Source organism: Salinibacillus kushneri, from assembly GCF_900111405.1.
Classification (GTDB): domain Bacteria; phylum Bacillota; class Bacilli; order Bacillales; family Alkalibacillaceae; genus Salinibacillus; species Salinibacillus kushneri.
Genome location: NZ_FOHJ01000009.1, coordinates 84,713 through 103,557, shown reverse-complemented (window position 1 = coordinate 103,557; position 18,845 = coordinate 84,713). Strand labels below are relative to the sequence as shown.

16 protein-coding genes are annotated in these 18,845 nt (G+C 37.1%); 15 read left to right on the top strand and 1 reads right to left on the bottom strand.

Features of this window, described 5'->3' with window-relative positions:
- The first annotated feature begins 24 nt into the window (after positions 1-24).
- Both BMX63_RS13175 and BMX63_RS13170 read left to right on the top strand, forming a co-directional pair.
- Positions 25-795, top strand: a complete 771-nt coding sequence (locus tag BMX63_RS13175) for an enoyl-CoA hydratase/isomerase family protein (RefSeq protein ID WP_177167310.1) — start codon at positions 25-27, stop codon at positions 793-795.
- A 55-nt stretch (positions 796-850) separates the two neighbouring features.
- Positions 851-1,336 (top strand): RsfA family transcriptional regulator, encoded by a 486-nt coding sequence (locus BMX63_RS13170; RefSeq protein WP_093136487.1) that lies wholly within the window; start codon positions 851-853, stop codon positions 1,334-1,336.
- Between the two features lie 40 nt (positions 1,337-1,376).
- On the opposite strand, the gene BMX63_RS13165 is transcribed toward BMX63_RS13170, so the two are convergent.
- Positions 1,377-1,859, bottom strand: a complete 483-nt coding sequence (locus BMX63_RS13165) for an N-acetyltransferase (RefSeq protein ID WP_093136485.1) — start codon at positions 1,857-1,859, stop codon at positions 1,377-1,379.
- A gap of 169 nt (positions 1,860-2,028) precedes the next feature.
- Here BMX63_RS13165 and BMX63_RS13160 point away from each other — a divergent pair, with 169 nt between their 5' ends.
- The 13 genes from BMX63_RS13160 to spoVE all read left to right on the top strand — a co-directional run bounded on the left by BMX63_RS13160 (position 2,029) and on the right by spoVE (position 18,037).
- Positions 2,029-2,934: a ketopantoate reductase family protein gene (locus BMX63_RS13160; protein WP_220083833.1), complete on the top strand. Its 906-nt coding sequence runs from the start codon at positions 2,029-2,031 to the stop codon at positions 2,932-2,934.
- Positions 2,927-3,307: a DUF3397 domain-containing protein gene (locus BMX63_RS13155; protein ID WP_093136481.1), complete on the top strand. Its 381-nt coding sequence runs from the start codon at positions 2,927-2,929 to the stop codon at positions 3,305-3,307. Before BMX63_RS13160 ends, BMX63_RS13155 begins: the two co-directional genes overlap by 8 nt.
- Before the next feature lie 87 nt (positions 3,308-3,394).
- Positions 3,395-5,020 carry a bacillithiol biosynthesis cysteine-adding enzyme BshC gene (gene bshC / locus BMX63_RS13150; protein ID WP_093136479.1) on the top strand — a complete coding sequence of 542 codons (1,626 nt, stop codon included), beginning with the start codon at positions 3,395-3,397 and terminating at the stop codon, positions 5,018-5,020.
- Between the two features lie 262 nt (positions 5,021-5,282).
- The gene (gene mraZ, locus BMX63_RS13145; protein ID WP_093136562.1) at positions 5,283-5,714 is read left to right on the top strand and encodes a division/cell wall cluster transcriptional repressor MraZ; all 432 of its coding nucleotides are present in this window, start codon (positions 5,283-5,285) and stop codon (positions 5,712-5,714) included.
- 34 nt (positions 5,715-5,748) lie between these two features.
- A complete protein-coding gene (rsmH, locus tag BMX63_RS13140; protein WP_093136477.1) occupies positions 5,749-6,726 on the top strand; it encodes a 16S rRNA (cytosine(1402)-N(4))-methyltransferase RsmH in 978 nt (325 codons plus the stop codon).
- On the top strand, positions 6,726-7,097 hold the full coding sequence (gene ftsL, locus BMX63_RS13135; RefSeq protein WP_093136475.1) for a cell division protein FtsL: 372 nt from the start codon (positions 6,726-6,728) through the stop codon (positions 7,095-7,097). Before rsmH ends, ftsL begins: the two co-directional genes overlap by 1 nt.
- Positions 7,098-7,111: 14 nt before the next feature.
- Positions 7,112-9,358 (top strand): penicillin-binding protein, encoded by a 2,247-nt coding sequence (locus BMX63_RS13130; RefSeq protein WP_093136473.1) that lies wholly within the window; start codon positions 7,112-7,114, stop codon positions 9,356-9,358.
- Between the two features lie 288 nt (positions 9,359-9,646).
- The gene (locus BMX63_RS13125) at positions 9,647-11,593 is read left to right on the top strand and encodes a stage V sporulation protein D (protein WP_093136471.1); all 1,947 of its coding nucleotides are present in this window, start codon (positions 9,647-9,649) and stop codon (positions 11,591-11,593) included.
- A gap of 74 nt (positions 11,594-11,667) precedes the next feature.
- The gene (locus tag BMX63_RS13120; RefSeq protein WP_093136469.1) at positions 11,668-13,143 is read left to right on the top strand and encodes a UDP-N-acetylmuramoyl-L-alanyl-D-glutamate--2,6-diaminopimelate ligase; all 1,476 of its coding nucleotides are present in this window, start codon (positions 11,668-11,670) and stop codon (positions 13,141-13,143) included.
- On the top strand, positions 13,143-14,504 hold the full coding sequence (locus tag BMX63_RS13115) for a UDP-N-acetylmuramoyl-tripeptide--D-alanyl-D-alanine ligase (protein WP_093136467.1): 1,362 nt from the start codon (positions 13,143-13,145) through the stop codon (positions 14,502-14,504). Before BMX63_RS13120 ends, BMX63_RS13115 begins: the two co-directional genes overlap by 1 nt.
- Positions 14,505-14,534: 30 nt before the next feature.
- Positions 14,535-15,521: a phospho-N-acetylmuramoyl-pentapeptide-transferase gene (gene mraY / locus BMX63_RS13110; RefSeq protein WP_093136465.1), complete on the top strand. Its 987-nt coding sequence runs from the start codon at positions 14,535-14,537 to the stop codon at positions 15,519-15,521.
- Positions 15,518-16,864, top strand: a complete 1,347-nt coding sequence (gene murD / locus BMX63_RS13105) for a UDP-N-acetylmuramoyl-L-alanine--D-glutamate ligase (protein WP_093136463.1) — start codon at positions 15,518-15,520, stop codon at positions 16,862-16,864. The genes mraY and murD overlap by 4 nt, the downstream gene beginning before the upstream one ends.
- A 90-nt stretch (positions 16,865-16,954) precedes the next feature.
- Complete coding sequence (spoVE, locus tag BMX63_RS13100; protein ID WP_093136560.1) at positions 16,955-18,037, top strand: stage V sporulation protein E; 1,083 nt, start codon at positions 16,955-16,957, stop codon at positions 18,035-18,037.
- Positions 18,038-18,845 lie beyond the last annotated feature (808 nt).

Below are 18,845 nucleotides of genomic sequence, written 5' to 3'. Positions count from 1 at the left end.
TTATATATAACAGGGGGGATTGACATGTTTGAAACGATTCTTTACGAATATTTTCAGGATTATCAATTTGCCAAAATTACGTTGAATAGACCCGCCAAGAGAAATGCAGTCTCTTTAAAGATGGGTGGAGAGTTATATGAAATACTGGAAGACCTCTCTCACAACCCTGAATTAAAATTCTTAGTTTTGACTGGTGCAGGGGATCGGTCATTTTGTTCAGGAGGAGATTTGCATGATTTTCATGGAGAGATGGATAAAAAGGAGGCTTACCAAAAGTTAAGTCGGATGAAGGGGGTTTTGTACAAATTAGCCACTCTTCCTGTGCCAACCATCTGTTTATTAAATGGAGATACAAGAGGTGGGGGATGTGAACTTGCAACGGCTTGTGATTTTCGTTTTGCCAAACCAGATACCAGCCATGGTTTTATACAAGGAAAGCTGGGGATTACGCCTGGATGGGGCGGGGGTGTGCTCTTACATAAAAGGATGGACTCCTTAAAAGCTTATCAATGGCTGCTGAATTCCAATATGATAGATGCTCAACAATTATTTGATTGGGGATGGATTCAACAATTTTATTCAGATGAGCAAGCTCTATGGAGTATTTTTCAACCGCTTATAGAAAAAGAAAGAATCCCTTTAACCTATTTTAAACAACAGTACCTCAATCAAAATTCCTTCTCTCAAATAGAAGAAAAAATGGATAAAGAAGTTGAGCGCTGTGCACATTTATGGGTTTCAGATGAGCACAAAAAAGCAGTAGAGGCATTTTTCAGGAGGACAGGAAAAAAATAGTCTACCATGCCTGTTTCTTGCATAGATTGATAGTAAAAGAAATAGGAGGGATAGAATGATCCATAATAGACAGGATGCCTGGACAGAGGATGAAGATAAACAACTGGCAGAAACTGTTCTGCGATTTATCCGTGAAGGAAAGACGCAGCTGGAAGCATTTGAAGATGTAGCAAAGCAATTATCCAGAACACCCGCAGCCTGTGGATTTCGCTGGAATGCTACAGTCAGAAAACAATATGATCAGGAGATTCATTTAGCTAAAAAAGATCGCAGAAAGAAATCTACTCAACAACCCCAAGAGAATTCAAAATCCTCTCAACAACCGTTTGAATTTGATGAAGCCATTGATTTATTACGGAAAATTAAGCAAACTTATGAAACAAGCTCCAACTCCTCAGATTTAGTAGATGAACGAATGCAACAAATCGCAAAAGAAAATGAAATCTTGCGTAAGAAAATCGAAAAATACGAAGAAGCTCTTAAACAAATAATGACGATTTGGGAAAATGTTTCATCGGATAGTGAAGAAAGGCAAGGCTAAATCTTATTAGCCTTGCCTTTCTTCACTATTTGATGGTATTTTATTGAGTTCGATTTTGTTCTTCTACTCCTTCAGGTAGCCAGATTAATGGATTCTCACCTAAATCACGTTCCATATCATAACGAACCTTCTGGAAACCCATTTTCTCCCAAAATCCATGGGAGTTAATACGTGGATTGGTCTTAATCGGCAATTGAAAGCTCTTTGCAAAGTCAACAAGCTTGCGTCCTAAGCCTTTTCCCCTGTAATCGTATAGAACTTCTAATTTCCACAGCTCAAGGTAATCCTGATGCGGCTCAAAGTATTCATCATACTTTTTATCAATTCGGTATAAACTCATACGTGCGACAAGTGAATTTCCATAATAGATCCCATAAAAAGGGGATTCACTATTGTTCTCCACCATATTGTTTTCGAGATCTTCCAGCATCGATAATTCTTGGATTCCGTATTCTTTAAAGCGTTTAAATTCTTCCAGTGTTTTATAGTTAATCAATAACCGTTCAACTTGAAACGTTTTCATTTTTTAATCCCCCTTGGTCCTATTGATCTTATAAGTTTATTATAATATAAAATTATAATAAACAAAATGTTAAAAAATACAAATGTTCAAAAAACTATCTAAAAAACCTTAAACAATAGGCCGAAAGTTTGGTAAAATGTCAGGGAATAAAGTTGGGATGGTGACAGATATGAAAATAGGGATTATTGGGTTGGGATCCATAGGATTATTACTATCTGCCTGCTTAGCAAGAGAAGATCATCAAGTCACCTGCTATGTACGTAGAAATCAGCAAAAAGAACGGTTAAGAACAAAAGGAGTTTCTTTGTATACCCTTCATCACAATCGTCCTTCCTCATTTAAAGTAAATGCTAAAAGCCTGGGAGAATTGGACGAGCATGATTTATATGTGGTTTGTGTTAAATATCCACAGCTAGATGAAGTCATTCAAACGCTACGAACAAAGGCTCCAGACAACAAACCAATCCTTTTTTTGCAAAATGGAATGTCCCATGTAGAATGGGTTTCCACCCTTCAGCAACCAGTTTTTATTGGAGTCCTGGATCATGGTGCCAGGCGCAAAAATGACCATTCGGTAGAGCATACGGGTGCAGGAGTTATTCGAATTGGTGCATTAGTAAAAAAGGATAAAACACTGATGAATCATATATTAGATGTACTTGATACTTCAGATTTCCCCTGGATTTATGATGAAAATCCAATTAATCTGCTAAAACAAAAACTTGTGGTTAATGCTGTTATAAATCCATTAACAGCTATATTTGACGTTGAAAATGGTGAGCTGTTAACTAATCCATATTTATATCATTTAGCCAAAGGCCTTTGTGAAGAAACGTGTCAGGTACTACAATTCCCATTTGATAAGTATTGGGATTATGTAAAGCGTGTCGCCAAACATACGGGAAGAAATTCATCATCTATGAGAGAAGATATTCGTAATCAAAATCAAACGGAAATTGATACGATAAGTGGTTATGTGCTCAAACAATCCATTCGGAAGCTACCTTATACTTCTTTTGTTTATAATGGTATAAAGGCATTGGAGAATCGTACTGGGAGTGTATCCCATGATTGACTTTTTTGCTTATCTGGCAGCAGTCTTAATCACAGTGCCCTTTATAGTTTTTATTCTATGTTATTTTATTATGAAAAAAATAACCCAGGATGATCGAAGGGCTGTAAGAGTTAGCGCGGATGTGACAACCTTTTTCTTAGTGATGTCAGTGCACTTTTGTTATCAGATGAATTTGGAGGTTATGGTTTTCGGGTGGATTGTTGTTTTTTTACTTTTGTTTCTAGCATTATTTATATTTTTACAATGGAAGTTTCAAGAGGAAATCATTTTAATAACAGCTTTAAAGAGGTTCTGGAGATTTTCTTTCTTTATTATGAATATTCTTTATCTTGTAGGAATTGTCTTTGGTATTATTCAACGGATTTTTATCTGAATAAACAGAACAGATGCAACAATGGATTGTTTTCGTTACAATTACAAAGGATGTATTAATTAGGCTTTCAAAAGGAGAAGGTTATGTATGAGATTAAAGCCGATTTCGTTTGAGTCACAAAAAAACCTCATAAGAGATTATCGAAATCGTGACCAAAACGCTTTACAATTTTTTAGTTATGATCCATTTGATGAAAAGGTTTATGAAAAAAGATTGAAGGACCTGTCATCGATTGATTACCAACGTAAAGAACTTAGTGATGTACTAAAGGAACGCAATAAAAAATGGGGAGCCCCTGAACGAACCATCTCCAATATTGAACGGTTAAAGGATGAGAAAAGTGTTGTAGTCGTTGGCGGTCAACAGGCAGGATTACTAACCGGTCCTTTATATTCTATACATAAAATGATTAGTATTATAAAACTTGCGGAAGAACAGGAGCAGGCATTAAGTGTTCCAGTCATCCCTATGTTTTGGATTGCAGGGGAGGACCATGATTATGAAGAAATTAATCATGTTTTCCTGCCACGTGCAGAAAGAATGAAGAAATTCAGGACGCTGCAACAGCAGAAAAAGAAATCGTCCGTTTCCCACATGACATTAGACCAGGAATTAACCCATCAATGGCTGGATAATCTTTTTAAACATATGGATGAGACCACTTATACAAAAGAGTTATACAAAAATATAAAGTGTATTGTTGATAAAAGTGAATCATTTGTAGACTTTTTTGCCCAGGTTACTTTCTATTTATTTCAACATGAAGGGCTGGTACTGCTGGATTCTGGAGATACAAAAATTCGAGCCTTGGAAAATAACTATTTTCAATCCTTAATTCATCATCAACCTGAAATTACAAAAGGTGTAGCAGAAGCTCTTCATCATACTAGTCAGGCTGGTTATTCCATAGGGGTAGATGCAGATAAATCAGACGCGCATTTGTTTTATCATGAAAATGGTGAGAGGATTTTACTTACGATTGATGAAGATGGCCATTGGGTAGGCAAAAATAATGATTGTTCTTTTACAAAAGAGGAGATGCTGGATATTGCTTACCACTCCCCACACTTGTTAAGTAATAATGTGGTAACAAGGCCCATGATGCAAGAGCTTTTATTACCTGTACTTGCATTTATTGGCGGCGGGGGCGAGGTGTCCTATTGGTCTTTATTAAAATCAGGATTTGAAGCATTACAACTTAAGGTTCCTCCTGTGTTGCCCCGATTATCTTTTACGTTAGTTGATTCTAAGAGAGAGAAGAATTTACGTTCGCTGTCTTTATCTGTAGATCAAGTTGTTCAAAAAGGTGTTGATGTGGAGCGTATAGCATGGCTTAAACGTCAAACAAATGCTCCTGTTGAAGAGGTTGGTGATCAAGTGAAATTAACAATTGAAAAGGTTCACCAGCCATTACGGGAAATAGCTAAAGAAATAGGAGATGATCTAGGACAGTTAGCAGATAAAAATCTTTCCTATCTTATAAGAGAAGTTGATTATTTGGAACAGCGTATCGAATATTCATTAAAACTAAAACATCATCAAATCTTACAATTGTTTGATGATTTAGAATTGGTACTACATCCAGAAGGAGGTTTGCAGGAAAGAATATGGAATGTAGTTTATTGGCTTAATCAATATGGGGACGATTGGATCCATGAACTAATTGATAAACAGATGTCCTGGAGTAAAGATCATTATGCTGTTTATTTATAAATCCCCCACCTTCCACCACCTGTTAAAAAATAAAATAATCCCATTAAATGTGAGAGACCTAACTCTTAATTGAGATAGGTCTTTTTTCTTGTTTTAAAGGCAAAAAAATAGACTTAATCATTCTCTTTTTTCCTTAATCGCACTGCTGGAAGGGATTATGATGATTTCTTCTTACTTACACAAAATGAAATAAAGATTAAAATTAATGTGGAGGAAAGTGGGGGATTGTGGTACACTAGAAACAGAAAGTGGGGCGATGTATATGTTCATGGGGGAATTTCAACATAATATCGACTCGAAAGGCCGTATAATCATGCCTGCTAAGTTTCGTGAAGAATTAGGTGAAGGATTTGTTATTACCCGTGGTCTTGATAAATGCTTATTCGCCTACCCCATGGATGAATGGCGCCAGTTAGAAGAAAAGCTTAAAAAACTTCCCCTTACAAAGAAAGATGCCCGTTCTTTCACCCGCTTCTTCTTTTCTGGTGCTGTTGAATGTGAAGTAGATAAACAGGGAAGAATAAACATTCCATCGCCCCTAAGAAAATATGCTGATTTAGACAAAGAGTGTGTGATTATCGGTGTATCCAACCGAATTGAAATATGGTCACAAGATAAATGGGAAGTATACTTTGAAGAATCAGAGGAATCTTTTGCTGAGATTGCAGAAAACATGATGGATTTTGATATTTAATGTAAACTCATCAGGCATAAAAGCAGGTGTGAGAATGTTTGAACATTACAGTGTACTGAAAAATGAAGCGATAGAAGGACTTAACATTAAACCGAATGGAGTTTATGTGGATTGTACTCTAGGTGGAGGAGGTCATTCCGAGCAGATTGTGCAAGCCTTAGGACCTGATGGAAAACTGATTGCGTTTGATCAGGATGAACAGGCACTTCAATTTGCCAGAAGCCGTCTTCATGAATATGAGAAACAATGTTTGTTTGTTCATGCGAATTTCCAACTGTTAAAAGAAAAATTATATGAAAATGACATTAATGAAGTCGATGGTGTTCTCTTTGATTTAGGTGTATCATCACCCCAGTTAGATCAAGAGGAAAGAGGCTTTAGTTATCATCAGGATGCACCTTTGGACATGCGCATGGACCAATCACAAGCATTGTCAGCCTATGATATTGTTAACAGTTGGCCTTATGAAAAACTAGTGAAGATTTTTTTTCGGTATGGAGAGGAAAAGTTTTCTAAGCAGGTTGCCCGAAAAATTGAACAAACAAGACAGGTGCATGAAATTAGGACAACCTCTCAATTAGTCGAGGTGATTAAGGAAGGTATACCTGCAGCTGCAAGAAGAAAAGGTGGTCATCCAGCTAAACGGATTTTTCAGGCCATACGAATTGCTGTTAATGATGAATTGAATGTATTTCGTGATGCTTTACATCAAGCAGCAGAAATGACAGCTATAGGCGGAAGAATATCTGTAATTACCTTTCATTCACTGGAAGATCGCATTTGTAAAAAGAGCATGAAAAAATGGAGTACACCTCCGCCGATACCAAAAAATATTCCGATTATTCCTGAAGAAGCACAACCGCCATTTAACCTTATTACCAGAAAGCCAATAACACCTGTTGAGGAAGAACTTGAAGAAAATCGGCGTTCTCGGTCAGCGAAACTTCGGATTGCTGAAAAAATTAAAGCGTGGGATTATCAGTTTAGTTATCAAGAAAGGGGCAATGTATAATGGCTTCGGTATTTGCACGTAAATTAGATACTTATCAACCACAAGAACAACAGCAAAAACAAACCAAAGTACAGGTGAAAGTACATAAAAAACGCTGGATATCAAAAGGAGAAAAGGTTTTATATTCCTTTTTTGTAGGTGTTACGGCTTTAACTAGTGCTATTGTCATCTCTTATTCAGCTAATCTGGATAGTGTAAACCGGGATGTTCAGGAACTAGAGACTAAAGTAGAAGAGAAAAGTGTAACTGTTGATAATCTACAAGCCGAGGTAAAAGAACTTAGTGAACCTAGCCGTATTTTACAAAAGGCCAAAGAAAATGGTCTTCAAATGCAAAATTCAAAAGTAGAACAGGCAAATAAAGTCCGTTAAAGGAGAACTACATAATGAAAAAGTTACAAACTACGAACCTATTTGCCATTCTTTTTATGATTGTCTTTGCTGTTGTATTTGCCATTTTGTTTAGTCGTTTAATGTATATTCAAGCCTCTGGAGAAGTAGATGGAGTTGATTTAAATAGGTGGGCTGAAAAGCAACGAACTGCTTCGTATACATTACCAGCTGAAAGAGGACAAATACTGGACCGTTCAGGTATGGTTTTGGCTGATAATCGTCCCTCCTATAATTTATATGCTGTAATAGATGAAGATTACTCTCAGAATTCAGATGAACCTTTACATGTTAAAAATCCAGACAAAACAGCAAATAAACTGGCTCCTGTCCTTGATATGGAAGCAAGAAGGATTATGGAATTAATCCAAAATGGAAAGGAAAAAGGTCTGTTTCAGATTGAGTTTGGTTCGAATGGTGAGGAATTGACAGAGAAGCAAAAAGAAGAGATAGAAGCTCTTGATTTACCAGGTATCTATTTCCAGGAAAACCAGAAGCGTTATTACCCAAATGATAAATTTGCTTCTCATGTTATTGGTTTTACTCAAAAAGAAGAACAGGAAAAATTAAAGGGTGCCATGGGCATTGAAAAATCGATGAACGATCAATTAATGGGAGAAGATGGGCATATTTCCTACGAGCAGGATCAATACGCTAATAAACTATTAGATCCAAATGAAGTCCTTACACAACCTAAGGACGGTTCTAATGTCTATTTGACTCTTGACCAGAAGATACAAACCTTTTTAGAAGATGCGATGTCAGATATCAATGAACAATATAAGCCAAAACAAATGATGGCAATTGTCATGAATCCTAAAACAGGTGAAGTACTAGCTATGTCAAACCGGCCAACCTTTAATCCAAATACCAGAAATAATATCGATAACTGGTATAATGATATTATTTCTTATCCATTTGCACCTGGTTCAACAATGAAGATTTTTACCGTTGGAGCAGCTATGGATGCAGGCGTTTATAATGGTAATGAAAAATATCAGTCTGGTTCTTATAAATTTATGGATGGAGTAAGACCAGTAAACGACCATAACTGGGGCGAAGGTTGGGGTAAAATTACTTATGATGAAGGGATTCGCCGTTCATCGAATGTTGCTGTATCAAAACTTGTATGGGAGAAGCTGGGGACAGAAAAATTCCTTGAATACTTAAAACGGTTTGACTTTGATAAGAAGACAGGAATTGATTTATCAGGTGAGGTTGCCGGTGAAATTACTTATAAGTGGCCCTCTGATAAGGTCCGAACTGCATTTGGACAGAGTACAACTGTAACCCCTATTCAGTTAATGAAAGCAGCTACATCAGTCGCCAATGATGGAAAAATGATGAAGCCTTATGTGATTTCCAAAATAACAGATAAAAATCAGGATAAAGTGTTAAAAGAAACAAAGCCAGAGGTAGTTGGTGAGCCTATTAAAAAAGAAACGGCTAAACGTGTAAGAGATATACTGGAGACAGTAATCACTGGTGAAAATGGTACTGGAGCAGATTATCGATTAGATGATTATTCTGTCGCAGGAAAAACAGGTACCGCCCAACTTCCTGATCCTGAAAATGGAGGCTTTTTGACTGGTAGAGAGAATTATATATTTTCCTTTTTGGGTATGGCACCAAAAGATGATCCTGAGCTAATGATGTATGTTGCCATAAAGCAACCTGAATTAGAGAATACGGAAGCTGGTTCTGAACCTGTATCCTATATTTTTAAATCTGTAATGGAAAACAGCCTGCATTATCTGGATATTAGTCCTGATAAGAAGACAGAAGAGATGACTGTTGATCCTATTAAATTATCTGACTATAAAGGTCAATCGGTAGAATCAGTTAAACAAACCTTAACGGATCAAAACGTTCAAGTAAAAGTGGTCGGAAACGGAGATAAGGTGAAGGAAACCATACCCCAGGCAGGTGAAAATATCCTCCCAGAAAGTGATATCATGATATTAACGAATGGGGATGCCCAAATGCCAGACTTAACAGGATGGTCGCTTCGAGAAGTGTTAAAGTTTGCTTCATTCTATGACCTTAAAGTAGAGCAAATGGGAAATGGCTATGTTACCAAGCAAAGTACAGAACCAGGAACGAAGGTGAAAGAAGGATCCTATTTAAGTGTAAAACTAAAGCCGCCTAATGATGGGGAAAATGAAGAACCAGAATCAGAAAACGATGGTGAAAGCCAGGAAGACAACGAAAATGAGGAAGAAGCTCAGGAAGAAACCGGATAATAAGATTTTTTTAACGGTAGGAACCTGCTACAAGGTTGCTGCCGTTTTTATTATACAGGTTGGACCTAGGAGCCCTCGTTTTGTTGGCCAGCTACGACTCCTAGGTCCGGGCTATCATAAGCAAAATCCACTTTGTGACTAAAAAGCTTGTCGCTCTGTGTACTTTGCTTATACATCAGGACCTGACCAGTCGCCTTCTGTTTTCAGTTCTACTTTTAAACTTGGGTTCATATATTGTGATACAAGCCTACCTTGTAAAACGAGTGAATGGTAAAAGGATGATGTAGTGTGAAACGTGTATCACAAGTTACTGTGCGGAGACGGTTGGTCGCTGTTTTTCTTTTTGCGTTGATATTCTTTTTCATTATGTGTATTCGGTTAGGATATGTTCAATTTATAATGGGAGAAGAAATCACAGAAAAGGCTGAAGAGCTTTGGAGTCGGGATATTCCGTTAAAACCAGAAAGAGGAGAAATTTTGGATCGAAATGGAGAAGTTTTAGCAGGGAATGTCTCAGCTCCATCTGTTGCTGTTGTGCCGAGGCAAATTCAAAATCCACAGGATACAGCTGAAAAGCTTGCTGATGTTTTAAACATGGATGTAAAAGACGCTTATGAATATGTAACAAAAAATGTATCGGTGGAAGTGATTCATCCAGAAGGTAGAAAAATTTCCGAGGAGCAGGCAATAAAACTTCAGGAATTGAATCTGGAAGGAGTATATATTGCCGAAGATTCGAAGAGATACTATCCGCATGGAAAATATTTGTCACATGTTTTAGGTTTTACCGGGATTGATAGTCAAGGATTAGCGGGTATTGAGTTGTACTATGATAATAAATTGAATGGAAAAGAAGGTTCACTCTCCTTCTTTTCTGATAACAAAGGGCATAAACTCAAAGATATAGCCGAAAATTATAACGAACCGGAAGATGGTTTAGACTTAAAATTAACCATTAATGAGAAAATCCAGACCATTATCGACCGGGAATTAGATTTAGCTGAGTCCAAATATAATCCTGATGGAGCTTGGGCTATAGCTATGGATCCTGATACAGGTGAAATTTTGGCGATGGACAGCCGACCTGATTTCCATCCAGCCAATTATAAAGAAGTAGATCCCGAAATATATAATCGTAATCTGCCCATCTGGAGTACATATGAGCCAGGTTCCACCTTTAAAATTATTACGTTAGCTTCAGCCCTGGAAGAAGGATTAGTGGATTTACAGAATGATCATTTTAATGATACAGGTTCCATTGAGGTCTCAGGTGCCAAAATTCGATGCTGGCAGGATGGAGGCCACGGCAACCAAACTTATTTAGAAGTGGTACAAAATTCCTGTAACCCTGGTTTTGTATCGATGGGCGAGAAAGTAGGGAAAGAGAAGCTATTTAGCTATATAGATGACTTTGGTTTTGGGAAAAAAACCGGAATTGATTTACAAGGAGAGGGTTCGGGTATTCTATTTGATGAAGAAAATGTAGGTCCTGTAGAGCTTGCTACAACCTCATTTGGTCAGGGTGTTTCTGTAACCCCTATACAACAAGTAGCAGCAGTATCTGCAGCAGTAAATGGAGGCTATCTATACAAACCCTTTTTGGCTAAAGAATGGTTAGACCCCATTACAGGTGAAGTAGTAGAAAAAACAGAACCTGTTCTAAAGGATCAAGTAATATCCAATGAAACATCTAAAGAAATCCGTAGTACTTTGGAAAGCGTAGTTGCTAAAGGTACAGGGCGAGGGGCTTATGTAGATGGGTATCGTGTTGGTGGTAAAACAGGAACAGCCCAAAAAGTCGGTGAAGATGGAAACTATTTAAGTGATAACCATATTGTTTCCTTTATAGGATTTGCTCCGGCCGATGATCCAGAAATCGTAGTATATGTAGCTATTGATAATCCTAAAAACACCGTGCAATTTGGTGGAGTCGTAACTGCACCCATTGTTGGTACGATTATTGAAGATAGTTTACGAGCAATGGATGCAGAAGAAAGAACTGAAGGGCTGGAGAAGGAATATAAATGGCCTGAACAACCTAAAGTAAAAGTACCTGATTTAGTCGGACTATCTAAAAAGGACTTACAGGAATACCTGGTCAATCTTTCTGTTGAAAGTGAAGGAGAAGGGAATACGATCATTAAACAATCACCTGAGGCAGGAAAAATGGTCGAACAAGGTTCCACGATAAGAATCTTTTTAGGTGATGAAGGCTCGACTGAAAAAGAGGAATAGATTTTTCATCGTTAATAACCATTAAATTTGCTATAATAGTAACGAATGTTTTAAACGAGGTAGGCGAATTAGACATGAAATTAAACCAATTATTAAAACCATTAAAATTTTATCAGTGTGCGCAAAATATAAATGATATTGAAGTACAAGGAATTGAAATGGATTCACGTCAAGTTCAGAATGATGATTTATTCATCTGTATAGATGGGTTTACAGTTGATGGCCACGATTTTGCTCAGATGGCTGAAGAAAAGGGGGCATGTGCTGTTATTGCTGAACGCCCCCTTTCATTGACTATTCCTGTAATAATCGTTAATGATACAGTAAAAGTTTTAGCCCAATTAGCGAATCAATACTATGATTATCCAAGTGAAAAAATGCAGTTAATCGGAGTTACAGGTACCAATGGGAAAACAACTCTTACTTATTTATTGGATGAAATATTCCAGCAATATGGTGATGATACAGGTTTGCTAGGTACAATTCAGATGAAGATAGGAAAGGAAACCTATCCTGTACGAAATACGACTCCTGACTCATTATTTTTACAAAAATCTTTACATAAAATGGTTCAAAACGATGTGGACACGGTTATGATGGAAGTTTCCTCTCATGCTTTAGATTTAGGGAGAGTATTCGGATTAGACTTTGATATAGCCGTATTTACTAATTTGTCCCAGGACCATTTAGATTATCATAAAGATATGGATGATTACTTAAGAGCAAAAAGTCTGCTGTTTGCACAAATGGGGAATCAATATCACAATCGTAAAAAGCTTGCTGTTCTAAACTATGATGACCCTGCTTATTCCTTACTTGCAAGAAGCACTGCACATGAGGTGCTGACATATGGACTGGACGAACGGGCGGATGTCCGTGCAAAAAATGTTTCCTTACGTCCTGATAGAACCATTTTTGATATGATTACGCCGATTGGTGACATTCAAATTAAAAGTAATCTTGTCGGCGAATTCAGCGTTTATAATATGCTTGCTGCAGCCAGTGCCGCAATCTGTGCTAATATCCCGCTAGAGACAGTCCAAAAATCGTTATCTTTAACAAATGGAGTCCCAGGTCGTTTTGAACCTGTTCAAAGAGGTCAGGATTTTGGTGTTATAGTAGACTATGCTCATACGCCGGATTCCTTAGAAAACGTCATAAAAACCGTGAAGACCTTTACGAAAGGGAAAATCTATGTAGTAGTTGGGTGCGGTGGAGATCGGGATAAAGGAAAACGCCCTAAAATGGCGAATGTAGCCGTGAAATATAGTGATTTAGCTATATTCACATCAGATAATCCACGAACTGAGGATCCAGATCAGATTCTTAAAGATATGACTACGGGTCTTGAAGCACAAAATTTTGAAGTAGAGCAAGACCGAAAAGAAGCTATCTCAAAGGCCATTCAATTATGCAATCCGGGTGATGTCGTCATGATTGCCGGAAAAGGACATGAGACATATCAGGAGATAGGTACTGAGCGGTTTACCTTTGATGATCGGGAAATTGCATCTAATATGATAGATGAAAAACTAAAGGAGCGTTTTTAATGTCAAAATTTACAACAAATTGGCTTGCATCCCTATTCCCGGACTATCAAGGTGTTGTTTTAGATCCAATACAAATAGATGATGTATTTACAGATAGTCGTCAGTTTACCCATTTTGGTTTATTTATACCCATTGAAGGTGAACGCTTTGATGGCCATGAATTCCTGAAAGATGCGATTAAACATGGTGCAATCGCTACTTTATGGAGTAAGAATAAACCAGTTCCGAGGTTTGTACCTACAGATTTTCCTCTCTTTTTTGTAGAAGATACGGTCGAAGCGATGCAAAAATTAGCCACTGCTTATCGGGAGAAAGTGAAACCAAAGGTTATTGGAATTACAGGGTCTAATGGGAAGACAACAACAAAAGATTTTGTGGCAACCGTTTTAAATCAGAAATTTAAAACGTGGAAAACGAAGGGAAATTTTAATAATCATATTGGTCTTCCATTGACTATTCTTCAAATGACTCCTGATACAGAAGTATTAATTTTGGAAATGGGTATGAATCATTTTGGGGAAATTGAAACGTTAACGAAGATTGCTCATCCTGATATTGCCATGATTACAAATATAGGAGAATCTCATATAGAATATCTAGGATCAAGAGCCGGGATTGCACAAGCCAAAAGTGAAATCGTTGAGGGTTTAAAGGAAGATGGTCTTTTATTAGTAGATGGAGATGAACCCCTGCTGGATTCTGTTGCTCAACAATATAAGAGCTACCGCATTGGAACAAATCCCGATAATGATTATGTCATCAAAAATATACAAATTACCAATGATGATACCACTTTTGAAGTAGAGCAAAAACGTTTTTCAATCCCGGTTTTAGGTGAGCATCAAGCCAAAAATGCCACATTTTGCATTGTGACAGCAAAACGTTTAGGTTTAAATGTAGAACAAATTGAGTCAGGATTACAACAGGTTGAATTAACGGGAATGCGATTTGAAAAGATAAAAACAAAGGAAGGAACATTTCTAATAAATGATGCTTATAATGCTTCCGCTACTTCCATGAAGGCATCCATTAACGTTATAAAAGAAATGGATGCAGAACGAAAAATTTTAGTCTTAGGTGATATTCTGGAGCTTGGGGAGCATTCTCAGGCTATTCATCGTTCTGTTGCGGATGTCATTCAACCACCAATAGATACACTATATACTTATGGGGAAGAAAGCAAAGCCATCATCGAGGCCTTAAACGAGAAAGAGGAAGGAAGAATTAAAACTCTTTCCTTTTCATCTAAAGAAGTGCTTGTTAAACATCTGCGGAGTGAGTTGAACCCAAATACAATTATCCTTTTTAAAGGTTCCAGAGGTATGCGCTTAGAAGAAGTAATCAATCAATTAACAAAGTAAGTCCGCAGTGAAGAGGGAGGAACTTAGGTAATGTCACAAACTATATTATTAATCACCATGGCCGTATCCTTTTTAATATCAGTACTTATATCACCCATTTTGATTCCTTTCCTACGTCGTCTTAAATTTGGTCAAAGTATAAGAGAAGAAGGACCTGAATCACACCAGAAAAAAGCTGGCACACCAACCATGGGCGGTTTAATGATTATTATTTCCGTAGTTATTACAGCTTTATTTATGGTTTATAAATTTAAACCAGCTCCTGTTAACTTTGAAATATTTTTAGTTTTATTTGTTTTAGTAGGTTACGGTTTAATCGGTTTCCTGGATGATATTATAAAGATTCTTAAAAAGCGAAATTTAGGATTAACGTCCAAGCAGAAGATGATTGGGCAAATTATTATTGCAGTAGTTGTTTATTTTATTCTAAGAGAGCACGGTTTTCCTACTTACATTGGCATACCAGGAACGGATTTTCAATTTGATTTAGGGATTTGGTATGCTGCTTTTCTTTTATTTATGCTTGTCGGTTCATCAAATGCAGTGAATTTAACAGATGGTCTGGATGGATTATTAGCAGGAACAGCAGCTGTTGCTTTTGGTGCCTTCGGAATCCTTGCATGGGGAGGAAACCTTCAATTTGAAGTGGCCATCTTCTCTCTGGCTATCGTAGGTGCTTTATTAGGATTTCTTGTATTTAATGCTCATCCCGCAAAAGTTTTCATGGGGGATACGGGTTCCCTTGCATTAGGTGGAGCCATAGCCATTATAGCGATTTTGACCAAATTGGAATTATTACTCATTATTATTGGTGGCGTTTTTGTACTTGAAACATTATCCGTAATCATTCAAGTTATATCATTTAAAACTACCGGAAAAAGAGTATTTAAAATGAGTCCGCTTCATCATCATTATGAATTAAAAGGTTGGTCTGAGTGGCGGGTTGTTGCAACCTTTTGGGTAATCGGAATTTTATTTGCAGCATTAGGAATTTACATCGAGGTGTGGTTATCTTGAATACATTAAAACAATTTCCATATGAACAAGTACTTGTACTAGGATTAGCAAAAAGCGGGGCGGCAGCAGCTCGTATTCTGCTGGAAAATGGTAAAAAAGTTAGAGTGAATGATTTTAAAAAAGAAGAGAACAATTCAACAGCCCAGGAGCTGCGGAATTTCGGAATAGAAGTGGTAACAGGTGGCCATCCGCTTTCAGTATTAGATGATGTAGAAGTGGTTATTAAAAATCCAGGTATTCCTTATGATAATGTGATTGTAAAAGAAGCAATTCACAGAAATATTCCGGTTATAACAGAGGTTGAACTAGCTGGACTATTAACAGATGGACCGATTGTCGGAATCACAGGTTCCAATGGCAAAACGACGACGACAACTCTCATATATGAAATGCTTCGGGGCAGTGGAGAACAGGCCAAATTATCAGGTAATATCGGAACAGTGGCCAGTGAAGTAGCACGAGAAAGTGAGCCTGAAGATATTCTGGTCATGGAGCTTTCTTCATTTCAATTGCTGGGTATTCAGACATTCAAAGCAAATGTATCGGTACTATTAAATATTTTTGAAGCCCATTTAGACTATCATAAAACGCTAAATCATTACGCAAATGCAAAGGCTAAAATTTTCGAAAATCAAACGAAAGATGATTTTGCTGTTTTTAACTTAGATGATGATATGGTTGTTCAGCTTGTGGATCAAACCAATGCACAGAAGATTCCATTTTCTGCAACACAGCCTTGTAAAGATGGAGCCTGGTTTGATGGAAACATGGTTTATTTTAAAGAAAAGCCAATTATCAAACGCAAAGATATTGTACTTGTTGGTGAGCATAACTTTGAAAATATTTTAGCAGCTATAGCTGCAGCAAGTTTAATGGGTGCTACACCTGAAGCCATACGTCATGTATTAACTACTTTTCAAGGTGTAAGACATAGGATGCAATTTGTCAGGGAATTTAAAGACCGCACGTTTTATAACGATTCGAAAGCTACAAATATTTTGGCTACATCGAGTGCTTTGAATGCTTTTCAACAACCTATTGTTTTATTAGCTGGTGGTCTTGACCGTGGAAATGACTTTGATGATTTAATCCCCTACTTAAAAAATGTCAAATCAATGGTTCTCTTTGGCCAAACAGCAGAAAAAATAAAAGCAGCTGGCAACATGGCAGGAATAGAACGTGTTGAAATCGTCGATAATGTAGAACAAGCCGTACAACATGCTTATGCTCAATCGGAAGAAGGAGATGTAATTCTTCTATCCCCTGCTTGTGCAAGCTGGGATCAATATCGTTCTTTTGAAGAGAGAGGAGACATGTTTGTACGAGCCGTGCATAAGTTATAGTAGGGGCTTGTTTTACGATTAGCCCCAAATTCCATTGCTTGGAAATTGGGGGTGTTTTTTGTTTTGAACCGTAGTAAAAATAAAAAGAAAATGCCTGATTTGACACTTTTAATTGTTGTCTTTGCTCTTTTATTATTTGGCGTTGTAATGGTTTATAGCTCATCTGCAATATGGTCCTCTTATAAATTTGATGATCCTTTTTTCTATGCCAAACGACAATTGCTGTTTGCAGTGATTGGATTAATGGCCATGTATTTTATGATGAATATCCCTTATCAAAAATGGCGTGAATACTCCAATATCATTATAATGGTATGCTTTGTTCTTCTGATTGCTGTACTCATACCGGGGATTGGTTTAGAACGAAATGGGGCTAAAAGCTGGATCGGTGTAGGAGCTTTCAGTGTACAGCCTTCAGAATTTATGAAAATAGGCCTCATCATATTTCTGGCTAAAAGTTTAAGTGATAATCAAAAATATATCACAACGTTTAAACAGGGATTTCTTCCTGCATTGCTTCTTGTATTTGTACCATTTGGTCTCATCATGCTGCAGCCTGATCTGGGTACAGGAATGGTTCTTGTCGGTACATGCTTTGTCATGATATTTATTGCAGGAGGAAAAATTTCGCACTTTGTAGGTTTAGGATTGATTGGGGTTATTGGATTTATCGGACTAATTATATCGGCCCCTTACCGTATTAGCCGTATTCAAGCCTTCCTAAATCCCTGGGAGGATCCTTTAGGCGACGGCTTTCAAATCATTCAGTCTCTTTACGCCATTGGACCTGGTGGTTTAATGGGAATGGGTCTGGGTCAAAGTCTGCAAAAGTTTTTTTATTTGCCTGAACCTCAAAATGATTTTATATTCGCTATATTAGCAGAGGAGCTTGGATTTATTGGGGGCAGCTTTGTTATTCTACTCTTTTTCTTACTAATGTGGAGAGGAATAAGAATTGCTTTAGGAGCACAGGACTTGTTCGGCAGCTTACTTGCGTTAGGGATTATAGGGATGATTATCATCCAAGTCTTTATTAATGTAAGTGTTGTTATTGGGTTGATTCCCGTAACAGGAATTACACTTCCTTTTATAAGTTATGGAGGTTCTTCCTTAACCTTAACCTTACTATCTATGGGCATATTGTTAAACATAAGCAGATATGCCAAAATATAAAAGCAAGCTGACTCAAATAGAGTCGGCTTTTTTTATGGACAAAAATCCTTGTTTTGGCTAATTATTTTACAGTAAACTGAAAATTACACAGGTTTATGTCACAAAAGTTCTTAAAGAATGATAAAATATAAAGCAGGATTAGTATTGTTTAATAGACATCATAAACCGGATAACCGATGGATGACCTCAAACAACAATTAGAATATGTACAAGAAGGAAAAAGAACCATTGTCAAAACATACAACAATCAAAATTGGTGCCCCAGTTGATTTATTTATAGAACCTGACAGTATTCAAAGTTTAGCAAGTTTTAAACATTTTTAGAGAAAACCACAACTCATATTTCCAAGATTCTAGTAAAAGCTCATATTTTATCCCTGATGGTACATGGAAGTGGTTTTCAAATGAGAAAATACATTTTTTATACCGCACATCTGTTATACAAAATGATATTGTGTGGAAGTTATTTTTAACTTAAGAATGGGGATAGAGATGAAATGGTAAACGAAATGAGGACTTTAAAGATTATAGACGTAAGACGACGCCATGAAGTCCACCCATACTACGGCAGTGGTTTTTTGTCCCCATTATCCCAACCAGGTGAGCTTGTTGAAGTGCTCGGTTTGTGGAGTCAAAATCTTACCGCTTCATGGCAATTTTATTGTCAACGATCAAAATGCTACATATCATGATGTCATGGCTTTGATATCATAAATGGAAAAAAGTTTATGAGACCGATTAGATCTCGTTACAACAGAGATTGAAATAGTCCATTCTTAACGAATGCACTATTATGATTACTTTTTAA